Genomic DNA, 15,331 nt, shown 5'->3' with positions numbered 1-15,331 from the left:
CAGCATGGAGCTTGGTCTGTAGGAGAATTATTGTCAGCATAAAGTAAGATTCTCCACTTTGCTCGCAATGAGAAAAACAGCTGTAGAAATCATCCAATTCTTATTATTTTTAGCAGAATGAATTTTATCGGAGATAAAATCATTGCGCCTTAAAATATATAGTAGAGAGAAATTTTTAGCGCTTTCGCGTATTCCTACAAGAAACTTATACAATTGCTTCATCTTTGATTCGCAATGACTTTTAGATCTGTTCTTCTAACAAAATTTTACGGTAAAGATCAAACACGAAGAAAAATAAATCCTTATTTTTGTATTGCTCAATGAAAGATTACTACTATTTTCTCGGTATATCACAGGATGCTTCGGAAGAAGACGTCAAAAAAGCCTATCGAAAACTGTCTTTAAAATATCATCCTGATAAAAATGACAATGACGATTTTTTTGCAGACCGTTTCCGTGAGATTCAGGAGGCATATGAGACCTTAAGTGACCGCGCGCTCAGACGTACTTATGATCAGAATTTAGAAAGTCATCAGCGAAGTTTCAGATATAATATTCCGCCAGCTGTCAAAACTTTTACAGCGAATAAAATTCATGCGAAAAAAGGAGAGGAGATTATCATCAACTGGCAGACGAGTAATGCTGATGTGGTGAAGGTATTACCTTTCGGACTGGAAAAACCGTATGGAGAGAGGGTCTTTAAGATCACAGAATTTAAGGACGGAAAATTCCAGCTTTTGCTTCATGCAACCAATTCTCTTTTGCACAAAACGGTTGTTCAGGGAATTACCATCACAGAAGTTTTTGAAAACGATTCTGAAAAGTTCAAAAATTCGGTGGAAGAAATGTTTAAGCCGCAGCCCGTAACAAGAATTAACAAGTCGGGTCAGCCTAAGATAATGATGCTGATCTGGGGAATTATCATCCTGGCGATTGCTATCTATCTGCTGATTAAAAACTTCAGCTAATTGACTTTATGCCATTTTCTTTCTTCCAGGGCATTTTTTACATCTTTTCCCTTTCTTGAATTTTTTACAGCACGATTTTTTTTCACAGAACATCTCTTCGTTATTGAATGAGTAAGGTGCCAATGGCGGAACTTTAAATGGGACAATCATATTCATGCTGCAAATATATTAATTTAGAATAAATATAATTAATAAAATTTCATAAAATTCTTAAAACCTGATGTATAGCAGTATGAAACTGCTCTGTCCGGAATTGGAGAACTGAGATTTCAAACATGATAACTTCTTAATTCATCATGAATAAAGTTGAAGTTTGTGTTTTGAATAAAATTCTGTATTATATCTTTTTTTAAGCTTAGATTTAATTCATACAGTAGAGTTGTTGAAAAATTTTTAGGTGTTTTAATAAATGTAAAGGTGTTTAATTATGTTGAAATTGATGTTTTTATTGTATATTATGTATAGAATAATGAATATTGTTATTGAAACTAATGTGAACTCGTCTGAAGCTTATGAAAAACAAAGTGTGATAAAGAATCACAAATATTTTTGTGAATTATCAGCCCTGATATACTCTTGTACAATCGTTCAGAAAATTGTAATTTTACCCATCTTTTTACAAACAAAATCTAATAAATAAAAATGAATACAGAACAGTTTGTGAGCCGTCACATTTCCCTTAATGAAGCCGATAAACAGGCGATGTTGGAGAAACTTGGCGTTTCTAGTATTGAAGAGTTAATTTCTCAAACCATCCCTTCTTCTATCCGTTTAGAGAAAGATCTTGAGATCTCGGAACCACTTTCTGAATACGAAATGTTGAACCACTCAAAAGAATTGGCATCTAAAAATACAGATTATACAAGTTATATCGGATTCGGATACCACAATACACTTTTGCCTTCAGCAATCCAGAGAAATATTTTCGAAAATCCTAGCTGGTATACGGCGTATACTCCATATCAGGCAGAAATTGCACAGGGAAGACTTGAAGCTCTTCTTAATTTCCAGACTGTAGTATGTGACCTTACCGGTTTTGCATTAGCTAATGCATCTTTATTGGATGAATCTACTGCTGCTGCTGAAGCAATGCACATGTTCTTCAACAATAGATCTAAGGACCAGAAAAAAGCAGGAGCGAATAAGTTCTTCATTTCTGATCTGGTACTTCCTCAAACAGTTTCTGTATTAAAAACAAAAGCTGAAGGACTGGAAATAGAAATCGTAGTTGGAAATCATAAAACGCACCAGTTTGACGGTTCTTATTATGGAGTTTTATTACAATATCCAGGTAAAAACGGAATCGTTTTAGATTATACCGAGGATATCGTAGAATATAAAAAACTTGATCTTCAGGTAGCTGTTGCCTGTGATCCGATGGCTTTGGTTAAGCTGAAATCTCCTGCAGAAATGGGGGCAGACTGCGCAGTAGGAACTACACAGAGGTTCGGTATTCCATTAGGATACGGAGGTCCTCACGCCGCTTTCTTCGCTTGTAGAGAAGATTATAAAAGAGATATTCCCGGAAGAATCATCGGGGTTTCTCAGGATATGTACGGAAGACGTGCATTAAGAATGGCATTGCAGACAAGAGAGCAGCACATCAAAAGAGAGAAAGCTACTTCAAACATTTGTACAGCTCAGGTTCTTTTGGCGGTAATGGCTGGTATGTATGCTGTTTACCATGGGCCTAAAGGATTAAATTATATTGCTGATCAGATCCACTTTAAAGCAAACGCTTTGAAAAACGGTCTTAAAGCATTAGGATATCAGGTAGTAGAAGAGCCAATCTTCGATACTGTGAAAATCACTATGGCTGAAGAAGAGAAAGCAAGATTGGTAAGACTGATGCTTGATCACAGACTAAACTTAAACTACTTTACAGAAGGAGTAGTAAGCATTGCGATCAACGAAAGCACAACATTAGAGAAATTAAACTATCTGATGGCTTCTTTCGCTCAGTTTAAAGACAAGCAGACTTTCAAATTAGAAATTAAAGAAGGATACAGCATTCCGGAAGAGAATTTAAGAAAAGACGAAATTCTTACAGAAGCAGTATTCAACAAATACCACACGGAAACAGAATTGATGCGTTACATCAAGCGTCTTGAGAGAAAAGACTTATCATTAACTCATTCAATGATTTCTTTAGGATCTTGTACCATGAAACTGAACGCAGCCACTCAGATGTTACCGCTTTCATGGGAAAACTGGGGTGCAGTTCACCCATTTGTACCTGTAAACCAAGCTGAAGGATATCAGGAAATGATCCGTGAATTAGAGAAAGACTTAGCAGAAATTACAGGTTTTGCAGGAACTTCACTTCAGCCAAACTCCGGAGCGCAGGGAGAATATGCAGGATTAATGGTGATCAGAGAATACCATATTTCAAGAGGAGACCACCACAGAAATGTAGTATTGATCCCGCAGTCTGCACACGGAACCAACCCGGCTTCTGCTGCAATGGCAGGAATGAAAATCGTTGTAGTGAAAAACCTTGAAAACGGGGAAATCGACTTCGAAGATCTTAAAGCTAAAACAGAACTTCATTCAGCCAACTTATCAGCTGTAATGATCACTTACCCTTCTACTTATGGATTCTTTGATGCTAACATTAAAGAAATTACCAACCTTATCCACGAGCACGGAGGACAAGTATATATGGATGGTGCGAATATGAACGCTCAGGTAGGATTTACAAGTCCTGGAAACATCGGAGCAGACGTTTGCCACCTTAACCTTCACAAAACTTTCGCAATTCCTCACGGAGGCGGAGGTCCTGGAGTAGGCCCAATCTGTGTTGCTAAACACTTAGTACCTTTCCTTCCTTCTAACGCGAACATCAGAATCGGTTCCAAAGAAGCTATTGAAGGTATTTCTGCTGCACCTTACGGTTCAGGATTAATCCTTAATATTTCTTACGCTTACATCAAGATGTTAGGAACAGAAGGTCTTAAAAAGGCTACAGGACATGCCATCATGAATGCTAACTACCTGAAAGAAATTTTAGCAGAGCATTTCCCAATCTTATATTCTAACGAAAACGGAAGAGTAGCTCACGAATGTATCGTAGATTTCCGTCAGTTCAAGTCTTTAGGAATTGAAGTGGCTGATGTGGCGAAGAGATTAATGGATTATGGTTTCCATGCTCCTACCGTTTCTTTCCCGGTTGCAGGTACACTAATGATTGAGCCTACAGAATCTGAAAGCAAGGCTGAAATTGATCGTTTTGCTGAAGCGTTGATCTCTATCAAAAAAGAAATCGATGAAATTGCAAACGGTGAAGCAGATGCTACCAACAACGTACTGAAAAATGCTCCTCACACAGAACAATTGGTGATCTCTGATTCTTGGGATAAGCCATACAGCAGAGAAAAGGCTGCTTATCCACTGGAGTGGGTGAGAGACCACAAATTCTTTGCTTCTGTATCAAGAGTAGATGAAGCTTACGGAGACAGAAACTTAGTATGTACGTGTGAGCCGATTGAAGCTTATATGTAATCTCAGTTTTTAAGCATAATAAATCCCTCTCAGCAATGAGAGGGATTTTTGTTTTTATAGTCATTGCGAGCATAGCGAAGCAATCTCAAAGCACGAATGATTTTTTACTTGCTTTTAATCAGTTCTTCAAGCCTGGTCATCATATCATCTTTTTCCTTCAGCATTCTTTCGTAAAGCGCAATTTTTTCCTCGTGAAGCTGGATGATTTTATCAATAGGATTGTAGTTATTAACAATTACACCTGTCGCATTATCATGAAAATTACTTGCAATAATATTTACAGCCTGTTCTTCATCAAAATTCTGGAATGCTTCCACAGGGATTTTCAAAACCTCAGAAATCTTTTGAAGAAGCGGATCTTCAATAGTTTCTTTCTGTTCCAATAAAGAAATTTTCTTCTGGCTCCACTCATCACCTAAATCCAGTGCTAAAGCTTCCTGTTTGATCCCCAGCATTTCTCTGAATCTTTTTACATTTCTTCCCTGATGTATCTTTTGTTCCATTTGTGGTTTATAAGCTTAATTAAAGTTTTATAATGAGTAAAGATAGAAAATTGTGGTGGAAAAATAGGATATGTCCAAAGTTATTTTTTAGGGGTTAAATCTTTGTTTAATCTGATATTTTGGTTACACCAAAGTCAGGTAAATTTCCAGCAAGTTGTGCAGATAGTAAACGGAAGTTCTTTTTTTATCCAAACAAAATCACCTCCCAAAAATTGAGAGGTGTCATAGTGTTTAAGTTCCGGTTTTTCTATCTTCTTTTAAAGCTATACGCAATCAGAATGGCGATGCCCATAGTAAGTACGGTTATCATTGAAATAGTTTCAAGTGAAATTCCGCTTTTTATCTGTGTGTTTTCTTTTTCACATGAAGAAAAGAATAATAATGTCATGAAAAGACATACCGATAGTAATTTTTTATCCATAAATGTATTTGTTTGGTTACGAAACATTTACAGCAAAAAGTATACCGAATTTGTAGACTATGGAGTAGGTTTATTGACTTGTCCTTTTAGTTAATACCTGGGATAATGAGTAACAAAGGCTTTCTTATTGATAGTCCTTCGACAGGCTCAGGGTGACAACCCGAATACTAACCGGAATTTTTAAGCGCTGTCAGGCTGAGCCTGTCGAAGCTATTATTACTAAAAGGATAAGGTAATGAGATTATTTTACTTTTTAATTTCCATTTAAATTTTTGGAGACTTTATTTATTACCGAAATATAATGAGAATAATGAATAATGATACCGGCAGTGAAAAGTAGAGAAGCTATTATTATCTCAGTAGTCAGGTGATTTAGGATAAAATGCAGGATCAGGAAAAGTACAGCGGAATAGATCAGGGAAAATAGTATAGAATAAAATGCGTTTGTTTTGTAAATAAGAATTCTTGTATTTTCGTTGTAGCAGAAGTATTCTTTGCAAGGTGAGAAGACTAATGGAGATTTGTTTGCAAAATCAAGTTTAAACATTTTGTTTTCTCCTATGATGGTACCGTCAGCAAGAATAATATCAGTTAAGTCCCTTTCTATAATTGAATAGCGTACTTCATCAGTGACGTTTTTAAACGTTTTACTATCTTTTATTTCTCTTTCAAAAGTATAAGTAAATGGAAACATATAATTTTATGTTTTTTTATTCGTTTTACCCTCGTTCCAATAATAGCTGTCCGGGTAGATTCTCGTTCCAAAAACAGCAGTGCCCACCCGTACAATGGTTGCGCCTTCTTCAATAGCAGTTTCCAGATCTCCGCTCATGCCCATTGATAGTTCTTTCATTTCTACGTTGGGAATATTTTCGGTAATAATCTCCTGCTGAAGATTTTTCAGGATTTTAAAGCATGCTCTTACTTTATCGGTTTCAGCACTGAATAAACCAATCGTCATCAGTCCCTTTATTTTTAAAGTAGTGTATTGGGAGATCTTTCGGGTAAGTTCAATGGCTTCACCGGGATCAATGCCAAATTTGCTTTCTTCATTGGAGGTATTGACCTGAATTAAAACCTCCATCGTTCTGTGTTCAGCTAAAAGTCTTTGATGAAGTTTTTCGGCCAGTTCCAGGCGGTCAAGAGACTGAACGCAGGTAACATCGTATTTCAGGATCTCTTTGATTTTGTTGGTCTGAAGATGGCCTATAAAATGATTTTCATGAGGAATGTCTTTCAGGTCTTCATATTTCTCCTTCAATTCCTGTACTTTGTTCTCTGCGATTAATTCCTGTCCGTTTTCCAAAGCAATTTTGATACGCTCTACAGAAACAGTTTTTGTAGCGAGTAATAACCTGACATCATGAATATTCCTTTCGGATTGCTCACAGGCCTTTTTTATTCTTTCATTGATAACGGTGAGGTTGTGGAGAATATCTTCTTTCATGATGCCAGGGTTTCTTTGGCTTCCAGTTTTTTAATTAAAGCAGCTTTAACGGCTGTTAAAGCGTAATCCTTAGCTTCAGCAAAAGAAATCGAGTATTTTCTTTCAACAGTTCTCATCTCTTCAGGAAACTGAGCGAGTAATTGATCGTAGTATGTATCCAGAATCTCAGCAGAAGGCATTTCATAATTAATTTTTAGCTGGAAGCGTCTTAAAAGAGCCGTGTCAATAATCTCAGGATGATTGGTGGCACAGATTAAAAGCGCATTTTCAGGATAATAATCAATCAGCTGAATCAAAGTATTAACCAATCTTCTCATTTCACCCACATCTTTGTCATCACTGCCTCTTGCCTTTCCGATCTGATCCAGTTCGTCAAGAAAAAGTACGGATCTTTCTCTGGCTGCCTTATCAAAAATCATTTTAATATTCTGGGATGTTTCTCCGATACGGGACGAAACAATATTACTAAGATTTAAGATAATAATATTTTTTCCCAGAGCATTGGCAATAGCCTTCGCTGTCATTGTTTTTCCACATCCGGAACTTCCTTCAAGTAAAATCTTATGGTTAACCGGCAGACCGTACTCCTGAAGTTCTTTAACGTAAGTGTGCTCCTTGATAAGTTGTGTAAGCTGTTCCTTGTTGTTAGCATTGAGAAATACTTCGTTAAGATTTACCTGCTCTTTATCCTGAATAATAAGGTTGTACAGATTCATAATGACAATTAAAAGATTATTGAATAAACAAAGATAAAGCTTTATTGAATGCCAAAAAGAATCCTGAATAATAATAAACACATGGTCCAACGGATACTGAATGATAAATGATAAATGATAAATGATGAATGGATGCTGGTATCAGCAACAATCTGTGGGAAAAAGACTATAAAAAAAAAGAAAAGCCAGACTTGCGACCGGCTTTTCTCATTTGGATATTAAAATTTGTTATGAAACTAAGATCTTTCTGCTTATGTTTTTGAACCCTTTTACCCGATGGGGTAAAAGAGCGATCCGATTTCTCAGACTAAAAACATAAAACAATATAATTAGTATAGATATTCTATAGGCTTGTTTTGTTTTAAGATTAGTTTCTTTCTCTTCTTACAGTCATGAAATATGAAGTAATTACTATTAAACCTGTTACGATACCGATATAAGTTACCATTTTGTATTATTTTTAATTATTTGACTTTTTTTTATCAATCTTTCAATTGCAATATTACTACTTTCAAATCATGTGCCAAAGTAAAACACCATGATGTTTATCAGTGTATTACAGTGATTCCTGTTCATTTAATGGTGACTTTTGTTTATATTAAATTAATATATTATTGAGAATTTATTAATACTTTTATTGTTCTATTTGTAAAATTATGTGAATGTGTTAATCGTTTATCGACTTCTATATTGGAGTTGATAAAACAAATAATAAGCAATGCCTGGCATAATATTGTTTTAAAATGTATTTTCCGGACATTAATTTTTCACTTCAAATAGATTTTTATGTTAATAAAATTTATTTTAACGGTAATTTTTATGATGGAAATTTTGTCAGATGTCATATTTCATGTTAAAGAGAAATTTTTTTGTGCCAAAAATGAACACAAAGTTGCCTGCTGAGTGATTTTTTTCAGGATCAGTAATGTCTATTCAAAGAAAGAGGTTGAAAATAAGATACTGAATGCTGTTTGAACCCTATAAAAACAATGACTGAATTATTGTACCTTCAAAAGAACTGATCTTTCATAGGGATAATAAGTACCTGTTATTTTGGGAACAAAGAAAGCCTAAGAATATCCTTTTTGAATTACCCGGGCGCATTTACTACTTTTGTATAAAGAATGAATTTATGGGACGCAGTTATATTTTTCTCGCCTTGGCTATTATATTTGAGATTATTGCCACTACTTTTCTGAAGAAATCTGAGGAATTCTCCAAACTATGGCCATCGGTAGTGACAGTCATTGGGTATGCCTGTGCATTTTATTTTTTGAGTCTTACCCTTCGTCAGATTCCTGTAGGGATCACCTACGCTATATGGTCCGGCGTAGGAATTATTTTTATAACGATGATTGGAGTGATAGCATTTAAACAGATCCCGGACCTGCCCGCCATTATTGGTATTGCACTGATTGTGATTGGAGTGATTATTATTAATGTATTCTCAAAAATGGGAACTCATTAAAAATAAATTACTGATGTTTTTGCATCTGTTTCCAATGTTGGACCTTCGTTTTGTATAAGAAGAACTTTCCAGTTTATATTTGAACTTTAAATATCCGTGGAACTCAATGCCGTTAAATAATGTAAAAGGAATTGTTGGATTTTCCTTTAATGATTCCCTTATTCCTTTACTGAATACGGTAGGACCTGTAGTAGCATGTATATTATTCGGATAGCGGTGAGTGTTTATATTATCAATCATCAATTCTGATAAAAGGATCATAAGAAATTAAATGCTCTGGAATTAATATAGGTTCTCATTCCATGGTAGTTTATCTTAAGGGCTGAATAATAGATTGGAAAAAATTAAATGTAAAAATCCTTTCATAGAAGATATCCAGACTGTTTTCAATAATGGCATCCGTATAACAGGCCGGATCCGGAACAAATGTTTCTTCTACAAAAACAAACCAGAGCTCCGAGAGTCCGTATTTTCTTCTAAACTCTTCAGAAGCATTGCTGTCAGGCACAGCAGAATGTTTCAGGTCACAAAAAAGAATTCCTTTTTTCTCTCCTTCATGATCTACAATATTAATGGAATGGTGCAGGTAGCTGATAATTTTTATTTTCGCATCAAAACATTCTATAAAATGGTGCAGATCAATAAGCTGTATTACTTTTTCTTCCTGTTGAGATTCTGTCATAAAAAAACATTCCAGTGATATTTCCTGTGTCAGTTCGTGAAAAGTTGTTAATTCCATATGTGTTCATTTACAGTACAAAGAAATAAAGAAAAGAAGAACGTAAATTGGTTTTTATACAAAATGGCAGGTATTTTATACAAAATCCGGAAGCATGATCATTGGTATAATAAAATAGAGGTTTTGTATAATAAAATAGTTGTAATTTCTGTTATTGTCTATTTTTGCTAATGATAAAATGAGCCTATCCTATGAAATACAGTCCGTGGAAATTTGAAGAAACCTTTGTAATGGATTTTTTGGTGGAAGCGAAGTATGGACTCCGTAGGCATCTGCTCTTCCTGCTCTTCTTTTTCATTTTGATCTATAGCGCGAGGTTCTGGCATTGGTACTCGGGAATATATCAGTATTATGTTTTATTCTTTGTATATACAATTCTTATCACAATGGTGTACATTAATATATATGTATTGGTTCCCCGTTTTTTCTTTAAAACAAAATATGTTACTTATCTTGTTCTGCTGGTTCTGATGGGAGTAGTGGGTCTTAATTTTATAGGATATGGTTTCAGGCTGTTCTTTGATGAATTCAGAGTGAAAAATATTCTTAGGGAAAATGAGAAAGGAGGAATTTATGAAGGAGTTCTGATGTGTATTCCGATTATCATGACGACAACGACGATTAAACTTCTACAGAAATGGATCAGTGATAATAAAAGAATCAACGAGCTGAGCAGACTCACCATGAGCATGGAACTGAATGAGTTAAGAAATCAGATCAATCCGCATTTTCTTTTTAATATGCTGAATAATGTAAAAGCGTTGATCAGAACAGACCCTGCCAAAGCCTCTGTGGTGATTGTAAAACTTTCTGAGTTTCTCAGATATCAGCTGTATGAAAACAGTGAAGAGAAAACGCTGCTCACTTCAGAGATTGATTTCCTGTCCAATTTTTTAAACCTTGAAAAAATAAGGCGTGACAATTTCTCTTTTGATATTCGGATCAATACTGATAAAAGAATTGTGAACAGCATTTTTGTTCCTCCCAATCTGTTTACCACTTTTGTAGAAAATGCCGTGAAACACAGTGTAGATATCAGTGGAGCAGAATCCTACGTGAAAATAGAAATCAATACCGATAGCAGACAGCTTTATTTCAGGTGTGTGAATTCCATAAGGACTGGCTATATCGTTTCAGACAAAAAAAACAGCGGACTTGGGCTCGCCAATATTACCAGAAGGCTTGAGCTTCTCTATGGTGATACTTTTGATCTTCAGATAGAATCAGGAGAGGTAGAATATAGTGTAAATTTAAAAATTCCCGTTTGATGAATTGTATAATTGTTGATGATGAACCTCTGGCAAGATCCGAGATGAGATCCCTGATCACTGAAATTTCCAAAATTGAAATCCTTGGGGAATTTTCCAATGCGCTGTCTGCTCTCGAATTTCTTAAAGACAATGATATAGATCTTATTTTCCTTGATATAGAAATGCCTTTGGTAACAGGTCTTGAGTTTGCAGAAATGCTTCCGAAAAAATCCCTGATTATTTTTACAACCGCTTATTCCCAATATGCACTGAAAAGCTACGAACTGGAAGCTGTTGATTATCTTTTGAAACCTATTGATCCCCAAAGACTGGAAAAAGCCATTGAAAAAGCCATACTTTATACTGGACTTTTGTCTAAAGATACGGTAAAGAATACGGTAGAATCCAATACAGCTGACTTCCTTTTCATTAAAGCAGAGCGAAGATTCTATAAAATCAGTTTTTCAGATATTAAGTTTATAGAAGGGCTGAAAGACTATGTAGTCATTCATACAAAGCAGCAGAAACTGATCACTGCAATGAATTTAAAAACCATCCATCAGAAAATCTCCGGTGAGAGCTTCATCAGAGTAAGTAAATCCTATGTTGTCAATATGAATTATATTGATTCGTTTGACAATCATAATATATACCTCGAAGATTCCGAGATTCCTCTTGGTGAAGTATACAGAGCCGAATTTTTCACAAAATTTGCCGGAGGACTTCTGAACTCAGATTAAAAAAATAAGTAATGAGCAATGAATAATGAGTAATAATTAATAGGCTCAAACCATTTAAAAAAAATCTGTGTAATCTGTAGTTAAATAAAAACAAAATAACTACGGGCTAAAACTGTTCAGAGAAAACAAATTCCCTTTCAACAGCTTTAGCCCAAACTTAAAAATTATGCCGGCTTTTGTCCCACAAAACGAATCACAGAACCTGTCCCGTTGTGAAACAATCCTTCGCTAAGCTCAATTTCTGTTTCTGCTAATTCAATAATATCATAATTTGGAAAATCTGTCTTGATTTCTTCAATAGAGAACAGGGATTCGACATCTTTCGGACCTCCCACTTTTTCATTCTTTGCAATATATTCAAGATGATTTTTACTGAAAGCTTCGAAAATAATAAAACCACCTTCACGCAGGTATTGATTCAGCATTTGGTGGATAGAAGATTTAATATCTCCCGGGAAATGAGCGTAAATAAGAGCAATGGCATCAAACTGTCCTTTCTGATAATTTAAAGTAGAAAGTTCTCCCACCTGATAATCAATAGCAATTTGTTGTTTCTCTGCAAGCTGTAATGCTTTATTTCTGCCATTGGCACTGATATCGAAAGCAGAAACCTGCCATCCTTGTGTCGCTGCAAAAACGGCATTTCTGCCTTCACCTTCTGCCGGAAAAAGTATTTTTCCAGGTTTTAATTTGCTGAGCTGTTCTCTCAGGTAATTGTTGGGTTCTGTTCCGTAGGCAAACTCTTCGCTGCTGTACCTTTCATCCCATCTGTTGAGCCATGTGCTATCTGTCATTGTAAAAAGAATTTAAAATTGGCATAAAGAAAAATCATTCATATTCTTCCGTTGTATTAGTTGCATCAAATGTAGAATATTTCCTCAAGCTTTCTGACCTCAAAAAAAAGTTTACTATCATAGATTTTTTGAATGACAGATCTGTTTAATAAAAATCTAAATACTATTCCATACAATTAAAATTTGGAGTAATTTTGAAAAATGATGAATTTAAACCAGATTTTCACCAATCAACGTACAGGAAACAATCCACAGACCAAAGCTTCACGAACTGATTTTCAAAGAGATTTCGACAGAATTATCTTCTCTTCTGCCTTCAGAAGACTGCAGAACAAAACGCAGGTTTTTCCTCTTCCGGGAAGTGTTTTTGTACATAACAGACTTACGCATTCTTTGGAAGTATCATCCGTAGGAAGAAGTTTGGGAAGTATTATCGGTGAATTTATTGCTGAAGATTTTAAAAATGAACTGACTGAAGATTCAAAGAATTTCTATCTCTATAATTTAGGAAATGTAATTGCTGCTGCATGTTTATGCCATGATGTAGGAAACCCCGCTTTCGGACATTCCGGAGAAGATGCCATTGCGAGTTATTTTGAAAGAAATGAAAAAGATCTGAAATCAAAGTTCAATGAAAAAGAATGGGCGGATCTGGTTAATTTTGAAGGAAATGCTAACGCCATCAGAGTGCTGGCACAGCAGCAACAGGGAAAAGATGCCGGAGGAATTCAGCTGACGTTCTCTACACTGGCAAGTATTGCAAAATATCCGTGTGAAGCGGTTGCAAAGAAAAAAGGGATCATTCACAGAAAGAAATTCGGGTTTTTCCAGAATGAAAAAGATATATTCCTGGAAATTGCCAAAGGAACCCAGCTTATTTCTGAAAGTGAAGAACCGTATATTTTCAAAAGACACCCTTTTGTATGGCTTGTAGAAGCAGCCGACGACATCTGCTACAACATCATTGATATGGAAGATGCCCACAGGCTGGGAATTGTTTCAACAGCAGACTGTAAAAACTTATTTTTTGAGTTGGTAAAATCTGAAACAGATGATGTTCAGAGAATTGAAACAAAACTTAGTTCAATCTCCAATGAAAACGAACAGATTTCTTATTTAAGAGCAAAAGTGATTAATGCACTCATCAATAAATCGATTGAGATGTATAAATCCAACTTTGAGACGATCCTTGAAGGAAATCTTAGTAATGGCTTACTTGATATTTATAAAAAAGAAAATAAAGCGTTGCAGGATATTGAGAGTTTCTCGGTAGAAAAAATTTACAACCATAAAGCAGTTGTTGAAATTGAAAATGCCGGGTATAACGTAATGTATGAGCTGCTTGATCATTTTATTCCTTCCATTCTGAAACCTAAAGACAGCAGAAAATCTTATGATGAAAAAGCGTTGAAACTGATTCCAAAGCAATTTATTTACAATGACGGAACCGATTATCAGAAAGTTCTTGGGGTTATTGATTTTGTTTCAGGAATGACGGACAATTACGCTACCGATTTATATAGAAAAATTAAAGGAATAGACATTGGGATGACTGTCTAGATTCTATTTGTTATAATCATTGAGAAGCCTCTACTATTAATGACTGCATTAAAGTAGAGGCTTTTTTATGCTTTAAAAGTAAGCGATTCTAGAATAATCAATAATTCCTGTGCTTGATTTCCAGGAGATTATATTATAAGGCTTTCACTTATTTTTCTTATATTTAAACAACACATATAGAAGTGTTTTTAACAAAACAGGATTTTTAGCGACATATTAAAAAAATTAACAACTATGGGTATATATCTAGCACCCGTTATTTTCTTCGGGCTTATCATTTTGTTTGCTTCGTTTTTTGTAGTTAAGCAGGAAACAGCAGCTATTATCGAACGTTTCGGGAAATTCCAGGGAGTAAAACATTCAGGGCTTCATCTTAAACTTCCAATTATAGATCAGATCGCTAAAAGACTGAATCTTAGAATTCAACAACTGGATGTGATGATTGACACCAAAACCCTGGACAATGTTTTCATCAAAATGAAAATTTCCGTTCAGTATCAGGTGATCAGAAACCAGGTAGGAGATGCTTACTACCGCCTGGAAAATCCTGAAAATCAAATTACATCTTTTGTATTCGACGTTGTACGTGCTGAGGTTCCTAAATTGAAGCTGGATGATGTCTTTGTAAGAAAAGATGATATTGCGGTGGCGGTAAAGAGTGAGCTTCAGGAAGCCATGAACAGTTACGGGTATGATATTATCAAAGCTTTAGTAACAGATATTGATCCGGATGAGCAGGTGAAACATGCCATGAACAGGATCAATGCTGCTGAAAGAGAAAAAACAGCGGCAGAATATGAATCTGAAGCACAAAGAATCCGTATTGTAGCGGTTGCAAAAGCAGAAGCTGAATCTAAAAAACTACAAGGGCAGGGGATTGCAGACCAAAGAAGAGAAATTGCAAAAGGTCTTGAAGAGTCTGTAAGAATGCTGAATAATGTGGATATCAATTCTCATGAAGCATCAGCGCTTATTGTAGTAACACAGCATTATGATACCTTACATTCTGTAGGAGCAAGCAACAGAAGTAATCTTGTGCTTCTTCCCAATTCACCCACTGCAGCAAGCGGAATGCTGAATGACCTTGTAGTGGCCATGACAACGGCAAATACAGTTGGAGAAGCTACCAAAGGAAAATATCCTGATCCTCCTCAGAAAGAAACCGGATTTTAAGATAAAAGGAAAAAGAAAAAGATGAATCAATGGAAAAAAAATGATTGTCAA

The 15,331-nt window shown here is 35.4% G+C and carries 15 protein-coding genes; 7 read left to right on the top strand and 8 right to left on the bottom strand.

Features of this window, described 5'->3' with window-relative positions; genetic code table 11:
• The first annotated feature begins 320 nt into the window (after positions 1-320).
• Positions 321-968, top strand: coding sequence for a J domain-containing protein (locus C8D70_RS06990; RefSeq protein WP_110366843.1), 648 nt, complete (start codon positions 321-323; stop codon positions 966-968).
• A 6-nt stretch (positions 969-974) separates the two neighbouring features.
• On the opposite strand, the gene C8D70_RS20755 is transcribed toward C8D70_RS06990, so the two are convergent.
• A complete protein-coding gene (locus C8D70_RS20755) occupies positions 975-1,124 on the bottom strand; it encodes a hypothetical protein (RefSeq protein WP_164723264.1) in 150 nt (49 codons plus the stop codon).
• Between the two features lie 486 nt (positions 1,125-1,610).
• Between C8D70_RS20755 and gcvP the strand changes: the two genes are divergently transcribed.
• Entirely contained in the window at positions 1,611-4,469 is a 2,859-nt protein-coding gene (gene gcvP / locus C8D70_RS06980) for an aminomethyl-transferring glycine dehydrogenase (protein WP_110366841.1), read from the top strand.
• A 104-nt stretch (positions 4,470-4,573) separates the two neighbouring features.
• Here gcvP and C8D70_RS06975 read toward each other — a convergent pair whose 3' ends face one another.
• The 5 genes from C8D70_RS06975 to C8D70_RS06955 all read right to left on the bottom strand — a co-directional run bounded on the left by C8D70_RS06975 (position 4,574) and on the right by C8D70_RS06955 (position 7,556).
• Positions 4,574-4,972 carry a helix-turn-helix domain-containing protein gene (locus tag C8D70_RS06975; protein ID WP_110366840.1) on the bottom strand — a complete coding sequence of 133 codons (399 nt, stop codon included), beginning with the start codon at positions 4,970-4,972 and terminating at the stop codon, positions 4,574-4,576.
• Positions 4,973-5,219: 247 nt separating this feature from the next.
• Positions 5,220-5,393 carry a hypothetical protein gene (locus C8D70_RS20750; RefSeq protein WP_168802023.1) on the bottom strand — a complete coding sequence of 58 codons (174 nt, stop codon included), beginning with the start codon at positions 5,391-5,393 and terminating at the stop codon, positions 5,220-5,222.
• Between the two features lie 253 nt (positions 5,394-5,646).
• The gene (locus C8D70_RS06965) at positions 5,647-6,087 is read right to left on the bottom strand and encodes a hypothetical protein (RefSeq protein ID WP_110366839.1); all 441 of its coding nucleotides are present in this window, start codon (positions 6,085-6,087) and stop codon (positions 5,647-5,649) included.
• A 6-nt stretch (positions 6,088-6,093) separates the two neighbouring features.
• Positions 6,094-6,840 carry a YggS family pyridoxal phosphate-dependent enzyme gene (locus tag C8D70_RS06960; RefSeq protein WP_110366838.1) on the bottom strand — a complete coding sequence of 249 codons (747 nt, stop codon included), beginning with the start codon at positions 6,838-6,840 and terminating at the stop codon, positions 6,094-6,096.
• The gene (locus tag C8D70_RS06955) at positions 6,837-7,556 is read right to left on the bottom strand and encodes an AAA family ATPase (protein ID WP_076597912.1); all 720 of its coding nucleotides are present in this window, start codon (positions 7,554-7,556) and stop codon (positions 6,837-6,839) included. The genes C8D70_RS06960 and C8D70_RS06955 overlap by 4 nt, the downstream gene beginning before the upstream one ends.
• A 1,132-nt stretch (positions 7,557-8,688) precedes the next feature.
• Here C8D70_RS06955 and C8D70_RS06950 point away from each other — a divergent pair.
• Positions 8,689-9,024 carry a DMT family transporter gene (locus tag C8D70_RS06950; RefSeq protein ID WP_047433528.1) on the top strand — a complete coding sequence of 112 codons (336 nt, stop codon included), beginning with the start codon at positions 8,689-8,691 and terminating at the stop codon, positions 9,022-9,024.
• A 310-nt stretch (positions 9,025-9,334) separates the two neighbouring features.
• On the opposite strand, the gene C8D70_RS06940 is transcribed toward C8D70_RS06950, so the two are convergent.
• Complete coding sequence (locus C8D70_RS06940) at positions 9,335-9,763, bottom strand: hypothetical protein (protein ID WP_076597913.1); 429 nt, start codon at positions 9,761-9,763, stop codon at positions 9,335-9,337.
• A gap of 191 nt (positions 9,764-9,954) precedes the next feature.
• On the opposite strand from C8D70_RS06940, the gene C8D70_RS06935 reads away from it, so the two are divergent.
• On the top strand, positions 9,955-11,031 hold the full coding sequence (locus C8D70_RS06935; protein WP_076597914.1) for a sensor histidine kinase: 1,077 nt from the start codon (positions 9,955-9,957) through the stop codon (positions 11,029-11,031).
• The gene (locus C8D70_RS06930; RefSeq protein WP_110366837.1) at positions 11,031-11,753 is read left to right on the top strand and encodes a LytR/AlgR family response regulator transcription factor; all 723 of its coding nucleotides are present in this window, start codon (positions 11,031-11,033) and stop codon (positions 11,751-11,753) included. The genes C8D70_RS06935 and C8D70_RS06930 overlap by 1 nt, the downstream gene beginning before the upstream one ends.
• Before the next feature lie 164 nt (positions 11,754-11,917).
• Here C8D70_RS06930 and C8D70_RS06925 read toward each other — a convergent pair whose 3' ends face one another.
• A complete protein-coding gene (locus C8D70_RS06925) occupies positions 11,918-12,547 on the bottom strand; it encodes a class I SAM-dependent methyltransferase (RefSeq protein ID WP_110366836.1) in 630 nt (209 codons plus the stop codon).
• Positions 12,548-12,751: 204 nt separating this feature from the next.
• Here C8D70_RS06925 and C8D70_RS06920 point away from each other — a divergent pair, with 204 nt between their 5' ends.
• Entirely contained in the window at positions 12,752-14,107 is a 1,356-nt protein-coding gene (locus C8D70_RS06920) for a deoxyguanosinetriphosphate triphosphohydrolase (protein ID WP_076597931.1), read from the top strand.
• Between the two features lie 234 nt (positions 14,108-14,341).
• On the top strand, positions 14,342-15,280 hold the full coding sequence (locus tag C8D70_RS06915; protein WP_076597917.1) for an SPFH domain-containing protein: 939 nt from the start codon (positions 14,342-14,344) through the stop codon (positions 15,278-15,280).
• The last annotated feature ends 51 nt before the right edge of the window (positions 15,281-15,331 follow it).

Source organism: Chryseobacterium sp. CBTAP 102 (genome assembly GCF_003201365.1).
Lineage (GTDB): Bacteria > Bacteroidota > Bacteroidia > Flavobacteriales > Weeksellaceae > Chryseobacterium > Chryseobacterium candidae.
This window is presented reverse-complemented; position numbering and strand designations above follow the sequence as displayed.

Excerpts from the sequence above, each read along its gene's own strand:
- C8D70_RS20755 (WP_164723264.1), bottom strand. The coding sequence starts at position 1,124 with ATGAATATGATTGTCCCATTTAAAGTTCCGCCATTGGCACCTTACTCA.
- C8D70_RS06940 (WP_076597913.1), bottom strand. The coding sequence starts at position 9,763 with ATGGAATTAACAACTTTTCACGAACTGACACAGGAAATATCACTGGAA.
- C8D70_RS06960 (WP_110366838.1), bottom strand. The coding sequence starts at position 6,840 with ATGAAAGAAGATATTCTCCACAACCTCACCGTTATCAATGAAAGAATA.
- C8D70_RS06990 (WP_110366843.1), top strand. The coding sequence starts at position 321 with ATGAAAGATTACTACTATTTTCTCGGTATATCACAGGATGCTTCGGAA.
- C8D70_RS06925 (WP_110366836.1), bottom strand. The coding sequence starts at position 12,547 with ATGACAGATAGCACATGGCTCAACAGATGGGATGAAAGGTACAGCAGC.
- C8D70_RS06965 (WP_110366839.1), bottom strand. The coding sequence starts at position 6,087 with ATGTTTCCATTTACTTATACTTTTGAAAGAGAAATAAAAGATAGTAAA.
- C8D70_RS06950 (WP_047433528.1), top strand. The coding sequence starts at position 8,689 with ATGGGACGCAGTTATATTTTTCTCGCCTTGGCTATTATATTTGAGATT.
- gcvP (WP_110366841.1), top strand. The coding sequence starts at position 1,611 with ATGAATACAGAACAGTTTGTGAGCCGTCACATTTCCCTTAATGAAGCC.
- C8D70_RS06955 (WP_076597912.1), bottom strand. The coding sequence starts at position 7,556 with ATGAATCTGTACAACCTTATTATTCAGGATAAAGAGCAGGTAAATCTT.
- C8D70_RS06935 (WP_076597914.1), top strand. The coding sequence starts at position 9,955 with ATGAAATACAGTCCGTGGAAATTTGAAGAAACCTTTGTAATGGATTTT.
- C8D70_RS06975 (WP_110366840.1), bottom strand. The coding sequence starts at position 4,972 with ATGGAACAAAAGATACATCAGGGAAGAAATGTAAAAAGATTCAGAGAA.
- C8D70_RS20750 (WP_168802023.1), bottom strand. The coding sequence starts at position 5,393 with ATGGATAAAAAATTACTATCGGTATGTCTTTTCATGACATTATTATTC.
- C8D70_RS06915 (WP_076597917.1), top strand. The coding sequence starts at position 14,342 with ATGGGTATATATCTAGCACCCGTTATTTTCTTCGGGCTTATCATTTTG.
- C8D70_RS06920 (WP_076597931.1), top strand. The coding sequence starts at position 12,752 with ATGAATTTAAACCAGATTTTCACCAATCAACGTACAGGAAACAATCCA.
- C8D70_RS06930 (WP_110366837.1), top strand. The coding sequence starts at position 11,031 with ATGAATTGTATAATTGTTGATGATGAACCTCTGGCAAGATCCGAGATG.